Annotated in this window: 6 protein-coding genes; 2 read left to right on the forward strand and 4 right to left on the reverse strand. The window is 71.5% G+C overall.

Annotated elements, in window-relative coordinates:
* Both MTQ10_RS26085 and MTQ10_RS26090 read right to left on the reverse strand, forming a co-directional pair.
* Nucleotides 1-523, reverse strand: a 523-nt coding sequence (locus MTQ10_RS26085; RefSeq protein WP_247472609.1) for a CHAD domain-containing protein, incomplete at its 3' end; no start/stop codon positions are given.
* The gene (locus MTQ10_RS26090) at nucleotides 504-2,951 is read right to left on the reverse strand and encodes an RNA degradosome polyphosphate kinase (RefSeq protein ID WP_247472610.1); all 2,448 of its coding nucleotides are present in this window, start codon (nucleotides 2,949-2,951) and stop codon (nucleotides 504-506) included. The genes MTQ10_RS26090 and MTQ10_RS26085, both read right to left, overlap by 20 nt.
* Before the next feature lie 873 nt (nucleotides 2,952-3,824).
* Between MTQ10_RS26090 and recA the strand changes: the two genes are divergently transcribed.
* Together recA and recX are read left to right on the forward strand one after the other, a co-directional pair.
* The gene (recA, locus tag MTQ10_RS26095) at nucleotides 3,825-4,943 is read left to right on the forward strand and encodes a recombinase RecA (protein WP_247472611.1); all 1,119 of its coding nucleotides are present in this window, start codon (nucleotides 3,825-3,827) and stop codon (nucleotides 4,941-4,943) included.
* A 3-nt stretch (nucleotides 4,944-4,946) separates the two neighbouring features.
* Entirely contained in the window at nucleotides 4,947-5,681 is a 735-nt protein-coding gene (recX, locus tag MTQ10_RS26100; RefSeq protein ID WP_247472612.1) for a recombination regulator RecX, read from the forward strand.
* A gap of 31 nt (nucleotides 5,682-5,712) precedes the next feature.
* Here the strand turns inward: recX and MTQ10_RS26105 are convergent, their stop codons facing one another.
* Both MTQ10_RS26105 and MTQ10_RS26110 read right to left on the reverse strand, forming a co-directional pair.
* Entirely contained in the window at nucleotides 5,713-6,108 is a 396-nt protein-coding gene (locus MTQ10_RS26105; RefSeq protein ID WP_374117693.1) for a rhodanese-like domain-containing protein, read from the reverse strand.
* The coding region (locus MTQ10_RS26110) for a cysteine dioxygenase (RefSeq protein ID WP_247472613.1) at nucleotides 6,105-6,623 on the reverse strand (519 nt) is incomplete at its 5' end. The genes MTQ10_RS26105 and MTQ10_RS26110, both read right to left, overlap by 4 nt.

Genomic DNA, 6,623 nt, shown 5'->3' on the forward strand with positions numbered 1-6,623 from the left:
GGGGTGTGGGGGGTGCTGGGGGTGCCGGAGGCGTGAGGGTCGTAAGGGCGGTGTCGGCGGTGCGGGTCGTGGGGGAGTCAGGGGCGTGCGTGGTGGGCGTGGTGGGCGTGGTGTGCGTATCGGGCACGGAATCGGGTCGGGGGGTGGGGGGCAGCTGTCCGGGCACGGTCACGGTCGTGCCGCCCGACAGGCGGTGAAGCGCCGTCAGCAGGCGGTGCAGCCGCGCCTCGTACGCGTACTCCGTCGCCAACGTGCCCGACAGCCACGCCAGTTCCGGGCAGACCTCCTCCGACCAGGCCGGGTCGAGCAGGGGGCGGTAGGTGTGCAGGCCGGCAGTGATACGGCGGGCCGCGCGGCGCAGGGCGCGTACCGCGTTCGGTGCGCCCTCAGCGCCGCCGCTCCAGCCGGCGGACTCCCGGTGCGGGCGCAGCGCGTGGAGGAACTCCCTGGCCTGCGCGCGGAGATGGGCCGCGAGAGCCTCGCCCGTCACCGGGGCCGGCCGGTCATGGTGTCGCTGTGCCACGCCGGCGCCTCCGGGCGTCTATGAGCATCTCCTGGATGTTGCGCAGGGGCTGACCGTCCTGGTCGGTGGCGTGCCGGGTCCACTCGCCGTCCGGGCCCAGATGCCACGAGGCGGTGGAGTCGGACATGCCCGTCTCCAGCAGCCGGTTCAGGGCCGCCCGGTGACCGGGGTCGACGACCCGTACCAGTGCCTCGATACGGCGGTCGAGGTTGCGGTGCATCATGTCGGCGCTGCCGATCCACACCTCCGGCTCGCCGCCGTTGCCGAACGCGAAGATGCGGGAGTGCTCCAGGAAACGGCCGAGGATCGAGCGGACGCGGATGTTCTCCGACAGGCCCGCCACGCCGGGGCGCAGCGCGCAGATGCCGCGCACCCACACATCGACGGGGACGCCCGCCTGCGACGCCCGGTACAGGGAGTCGATGACGGCCTCGTCGACCATCGAGTTGACCTTGATACGGACGTACGCGGGACGCCCGGCGCGGTGGTGCTGCACCTCCTTGTTGATCCGTGAGATCAGGCCGTCCCGCAGGGACTTGGGGGCGACGAGGAGGCGACGATAGGTCTCCCGGCGGGAGTAGCCGGAGAGACGGTTGAACAGGTCGGACAGGTCCGCGCCGACCTGCGGGTCGGCGGTGAGCAGGCCCAGGTCCTCGTAGAGGCGGGCCGTCTTCGGGTGGTAGTTGCCGGTGCCGACATGGCTGTACCGGCGCAGCGTCTCGCCCTCCTGGCGGACCACGAGGGACAGCTTGCAGTGCGTCTTCAGCCCGACCAGGCCGTAGACGACGTGGCAGCCGGCCTCCTCCAGCTTGCGCGCCCACTTGATGTTCGCGTGCTCGTCGAAGCGGGCCTTGATCTCGACGAGGACCAGCACCTGCTTGCCCGCCTCGGCCGCGTCGATCAGCGCGTCCACTATCGGCGAGTCGCCCGAGGTGCGGTACAGCGTCTGCTTGATCGCCAGCACGTCCGGGTCGGCCGCCGCCTGCTCCAGGAACGCCTGCACGGACGTGGAGAACGAGTCGTACGGGTGGTGCAGCAGCACGTCCCGCTGGCGCAGCGCGGCGAAGATGTCCGGCGCCGACGCCGACTCCACCTCGGCCAGGTCACGGTGGGTGCCCGCGATGAACTTCGGGTACTTCAGCTCCGGCCGGTCCAGGCTGTGGATGCGGAACAGTCCGGTGAGGTCCAGCGGGCCCGGCAGCGGATACACCTCCGCCTCGGAGATCTTCAGCTCGCGGACGAGGAGGTCCAGCACCTCGCGGTCGATGGACTCCTCCACCTCCAGGCGGACCGGCGGGCCGAAACGGCGCCGCATCAGTTCCTTCTCCAGCGCCTGGAGGAGGTTCTCCGCGTCGTCCTCCTCGACCTCCAGGTCCTCGTTGCGGGTGAGGCGGAACGCGTGGTGCTCCAGCACCTCCATGCCCGGGAACAACTCCTCCAGGTGCGCCGCGATGACATCCTCGATAGGGACGTAACGGCCCGGGGAGGCCTCCAGGAAACGGGACAGCAGCGGCGGCACCTTCACGCGCGCGAAGTGGCGGTGCCCGCTCACCGGGTTGCGTACGACGACCGCCAGGTTGAGGCTCAGACCCGAGATGTACGGGAACGGGTGCGCCGGGTCCACCGCGAGAGGCGTCAGCACCGGGAAGATCTGGTGCCGGAACAGCGTGAACAGGCGGGCCTGCTCCTTCTCCGCCAGCTCGCTCCAGCGGACCAGGTGGATGCCCTCGTCGGCCAGGGCGGGCGCGACGTCCTCGTGGAAGCAGGCGGCGTGCCGTGCCATCAGCTCACGCGAGCGGGCCCAGATCATCTCCAGCACCTCGCGCGGCTGAAGGCCGGACGCGGAGCGGGTGGCGACACCGGTGGCGATACGGCGCTTCAGGCCGGCGACGCGGACCATGAAGAACTCGTCCAGGTTGCTGGCGAAGATCGCCAGGAAGTTCGCGCGCTCCAGAAGCGGGGTGGAGGGGTCCTCGGCGAGTTCGAGCACCCGCTCGTTGAACGCCAGCCAGCTGCGCTCGCGGTCGAGGAAACGGCCCTGGGGCAACTCGACGTCGCCGGACTGTGACTCCTCGTACACGTCGAGGTCCGCGTCGAGGTCCGGTTCCAGGTCGGAGGCGATCGCCGTGACCGTGTGGGGGCGGTGGGCGGCTATGGAGCCGACGGAGGGCTGAGGCGACGGATGCGGGGCGGGCGTCGCGGGCCGGGCAGCGCGCGTCGGTTCCGCAGGCTGCGTCTGCTCGGCCTGCTTTCCCGGCTTGACCGGCTTGGCGTGCTTGACCTGCTTGGCTTGCTCCGCCTGTTTGACCTGCTTGACCTGCTGGTCCTGCTCGGCCTGGACCTGGGCCTGGGTGTCGGGCTGCCTCATGAACCCATTCTTCCGCGCCTGGGGCGATACAGGCGCGTCGGAGTGTGCGGGGGGTGTCATTGGGTGAGGGTCGCAAGCCTGTCTGAATCGCCGGTTACGACGACATGACGTGCGGATGCGGGCGCCGCCCGCCTTCGGCCGGCGGGGCGTTTGCGTGGTTGCGCGCGCTCGCCTTCGGCCGGCGGGGCGTTTGCGTGGTTCCGCGCGCCCCTTTTGGGGTGCCTGGGGTTTCGTTGTTCACCGCGGGCCGGTGGGGGCTTGGTGCGCAGTTCCCCGCGCCCCTGTTTTGGCTGGGCCATCGTGTTTCACCTGCGGGCCGGTGGGGGGTGTTCGCGCAGTTCCCCGCGCCCCTGAGTGCCTGCGGCGGCCTGTTTCGGTGGGTGCGTGGTTGCGGTAGCGCCTGCTGGCGGTGGGTGGGTCGGGTGCGCGCCGGGGGGTGTCCGTCCTCGGTGCCTCACCTTCGTGCCGGGCGTTTTCGCCGCACGCTGCGGGCGGGCACCCCCGGCACGCCCCCTTCCCGCCGCGGGCGGCTGTCCGCCGTCGCACATACAGGTAGCGGGCGACGCAGCGGCGGGGCGCGTGCTTGCGTAGCTGCGGGCAGTCGTGCCGCTGGGGGTACCCCCTTCGGGGGAGGCACCCCGTCAGCGCGGGGGCTGCGCGGCCCAACCCCGTGCCGGGCCCCTTGTTGCGATGGGCGTTGGGCCAAGGTGGGGGCGGGGGGCGCCGGGTGGGCGTGGTGCGCTTGACACGGAAATCGAACATCTATTCTGATGGAGCTTCCGGCGAGGCTCTCGGGTGAGACCTTCGTGCCGGTTTCGGCAGATTTGAACCCGAGTTATCCACAGGCCGGAGAAGCGTCGGGGCGCATTGTCAGTGGCAGGCGTTAGCGTCTTTGACGTGAAGCGATCGACTCAAGCAAACCGGGTGGAACCCATGGCAGGAACCGACCGCGAGAAGGCCCTGGACGCCGCGCTCGCACAGATTGAACGGCAATTCGGCAAAGGCGCGGTCATGCGCATGGGCGAGCGGTCGAAGGAGCCCATCGAGGTCATCCCGACCGGGTCGACCGCGCTCGACGTGGCCCTCGGCGTCGGCGGCCTGCCCCGCGGCCGTGTCGTCGAGATCTACGGACCGGAGTCCTCCGGCAAGACCACGCTGACCCTGCACGCCGTGGCGAACGCCCAGAAGGCCGGCGGCCAGGTGGCGTTCGTGGACGCGGAGCACGCCCTCGACCCCGAGTACGCGAAGAAGCTCGGCGTCGACATCGACAACCTGATCCTCTCCCAGCCGGACAACGGCGAGCAGGCCCTGGAGATCGTGGACATGCTGGTCCGCTCCGGCGCCCTCGACCTCATCGTCATCGACTCCGTCGCCGCGCTCGTCCCGCGCGCGGAGATCGAGGGCGAGATGGGCGACAGCCACGTCGGCCTCCAGGCCCGCCTGATGAGCCAGGCGCTGCGGAAGATCACCAGCGCGCTCAACCAGTCGAAGACCACCGCGATCTTCATCAACCAGCTCCGCGAGAAGATCGGCGTGATGTTCGGCTCCCCGGAGACGACGACCGGTGGCCGCGCGCTGAAGTTCTACGCCTCGGTGCGTATCGATATCCGCCGTATCGAGACCCTGAAGGACGGCACGGAGGCGGTCGGCAACCGCACCCGCTGCAAGGTCGTCAAGAACAAGGTCGCGCCGCCCTTCAAGCAGGCCGAGTTCGACATCCTCTACGGCGAGGGCATCAGCCGCGAGGGCGGCCTGATCGACATGGGCGTGGAGCACGGCTTCATCCGCAAGGCCGGCGCCTGGTACACGTACGAGGGCGACCAGCTCGGCCAGGGCAAGGAGAACGCCCGCAACTTCCTCAAGGACAACCCGGACCTGGCCAACGAGATCGAGAAGAAGATCAAGGAGAAGCTGGGCGTCGGCGTCCGCACCGAGGAACCCGCCGCCGAGCCCGGCGCGGACGCGGCGGTCTCCCCGGCCGCGGGCGACGCCAAGGCGGTTCCGGCGGCGGCCAAGGCGCCCAAGACCAAGGCCGCGGCTGCCAAGAGCTAGTCCATGACACGGCGAACCGACTGGGCCGAGGACGCCCCGCCCGCCTGGGGAAGCAGCGGCCCCGACGGGTGGTACGACGACAGCGACGGGCGGCACGGCGCCGGGCAGGAGCCGCCCGATCAGGACACCCGCGGCCGTGGCGGACGCGGGCGCCGGCGGCGCGGCTCCACACGGCGGCCGTCCGGCGAGGACGGAGGCGCTTCTCCCTCGTCGAGGGCCGAGGAGGAGCCGCCCCCGGGGGACCCGGTGGAGCGGGCACGGGCGATCTGCCTGCGCCTGCTCACCGGGACCCCGCGCACCCGCAAGCAGCTCGCCGACGCCCTGCGCAAGCGGGAGATCCCCGACGAGGCCGCCGAACAGGTGCTGTCGCGGTTCGAGGAGGTCGGGCTGATCGACGACGCCGCGTTCGCGGACGCATGGGTGGAGTCCCGGCACCACGGCCGGGGGCTGGCGCGCCGCGCGCTCGCCCGGGAGCTGCGCACCAAGGGCGTCGACGCGGCGCTCATCGACGAGGCCGTCTCCCAGCTCGACACGGAACAGGAGGAGGCGACCGCCCGCGACCTGGTCGCCCGCAAGCTGCGCGCCACCCGCGGCCTCGACCGGGACAAGCGCCTGCGCCGCCTCGCCGGGATGCTGGCCCGCAAGGGCTACCCCGAGGGCATGGCCCTCAGAGTCGTCCGGCAGGCACTGGAGGAAGAGGGCGAGGACACCGAGTTCCTGGAGGGGGAGGGCTTCTGACCCGGGCACGGCAGGGGGTGCGTACCACCCGTCAGCTCGTGACCGGCAGGCCCGCCGCCCGCCACGCCTGGAAACCGCCCGTCAGATCCGTCGCCCGGTGCAGTCCCAGTCGGTGCAGGGACTCGGCGGCCAGCGTCGAGGCGTACCCCTCGTTGCAGATCACCACCACCCGCAGATCATGGTCCGTGGCCTCGGGAAGACGGTGACTGCCCTGCGGGTCCAGCCGCCACTCCAGCTCGTTGCGCTCCACGACCACCGCACCGGGGATCAGCCCGTCCCGCTCCCGCAGAGCCGCATAGCGGATGTCCACCAGCAGCGCCTCACCCGAGCGGGCCGCCTCGTACGCCTCGCGGGGCGCCACGCGCGCGTAGCCCGCGCGCACCCGCTCCAGCAACTCGTCGATGCCGACCGGCCGTTCCTCGCTCACTGCCAGTCCTCCGGGTGCTCGACCTGCTCCAGGCGCAGCACCTGACCGGTCCGGCTGTAGCGGCGGATCCGGGGCAGCGGCGGGTAGTAGGCGTGGACGGAGACCGCGTGCTCGGTGCCGGACTCGTTGAGGACCTCGTGGACGTGATGCCGGCCGAAGGACCGGCCGCGTCCCGCCGGCAGCCGCCGAACCCGGTCCACGCCGTCGGTCAGCTCCAGGGTCTTCCAGCCGTCGGTGGGCAGCCGAGCCGCCAGAGAGTTCTCCGTCAGCTCACCGCGCGCGGTGAGGAAGGCGCCGAGGGAGTCGGCATGGTCGTGCCAGCCGGTGCCCGCGCCGGGCGGCCAGCCGATCAGCCACGCCTCGCTGCCGCCGGGACCGTCGAGCCGTACCCAGGTACGGCCCTCCGGGTCCAGCGGGAGGGAGTCGATCAGACGCGTGTCGGCGGCGACCCGGCGTACGAACGCGAGCAGCTCGGCCTGGGTGGGGGCAGGCGCCGAGACGGAAGGGGCGGAGGG

Origin of the sequence: Streptomyces sp. XM83C, assembly GCF_023072675.1 — a bacterium.
Taxonomy (GTDB): Bacteria; Actinomycetota; Actinomycetes; order Streptomycetales; family Streptomycetaceae; genus Streptomyces; species Streptomyces thermocoprophilus.